General features: G+C 40.8%; 2 protein-coding genes. One reads left to right on the top strand and one right to left on the bottom strand.

Annotated features, from left to right (window positions below; all coding sequences use genetic code 11):
- A partial coding sequence (locus tag GQO39_RS08965) for a hypothetical protein (RefSeq protein WP_198039459.1) occupies positions 1-291 on the top strand: 291 nt, incomplete at its 5' end.
- 265 nt (positions 292-556) lie between these two features.
- On the opposite strand, the gene GQO39_RS08960 is transcribed toward GQO39_RS08965, so the two are convergent.
- Positions 557-823: hypothetical protein (locus tag GQO39_RS08960; RefSeq protein WP_198039458.1), on the bottom strand; the 267-nt coding region annotated here is incomplete at its 5' end.

The raw sequence follows: 823 nt of genomic DNA, 5'->3' as shown, positions 1-823 counted from the left end.
CTCCTCTTCCTTTTGGATGGAGAGGAGAGAGAAGAACCTTTTGAGCCAATTCGAGACGAAGAAGAAATTTTTTCTCTTTCTCAAATTTTATCAGAAACAAAAGAAGAAAAAGTTTCAACTCTGAGCGATGTTCTTTCCGAACCTCTCGTGAAGATTCCAGAAGTCAATCCTTTCGAGATTATCGCAGAACTTTCGGAACTTTTGCAAGAATACATTATTGAGAACAACACATTGTCTCTTTTGGTGTCTCAAAAAGAAAAACCTTTGTGGTATAGAGAGTACAGAGGATGAAACTTGCAAATGCCGATTGTTTGTCTGTTCGGAAAGCGTGTGAGGAGAACGAATCTGTATCGGTCGAAGAAATGGACGCCGAACAATTTGCTTGGTTGGTAAAATATGGTGTGGATACCCCAGTCCATGTCGAGAAACTTTTGTGTTGTGTTGACCCGAGTCCTTTCATGAGGGGGTGTCCAAAAAGGGACAACATCTTTTTGAAGAAACCAGATGATGAATTTCTTTGTGCTGTGTTTGAGCCATACATAAATTTTTACTAAATTTATGCTTGTTCGAGAGTCAAAAAAGGAATACCTGTCCAGTATGCAGAAAGAGCCAGTAGGACAGTGAAAACAATGGCCACTATAACCATCAAACTCAGAGTTTTTACTCGCGTGTTATAAAACCATTTGTCGAGTGCTCTTCCGGCGACTTCAACCCAAAGACTCGAAACAAACCAAGCGGCAACAAAGAGCATAAAGACGACCACAGGCCGGAAGGTTATTTTTTGCGTCGGAGGCGTTTCTTGGATTGTGATGTTGACATTTTC

Source organism: Bartonella refiksaydamii (genome assembly GCF_902652675.1).
GTDB lineage: Bacteria > Pseudomonadota > Alphaproteobacteria > Rhizobiales > Rhizobiaceae > Bartonella > Bartonella refiksaydamii.
The sequence above is the reverse complement of the archived record's forward strand: the minus strand, read 5'-3'. Positions and strand labels throughout refer to the sequence as shown.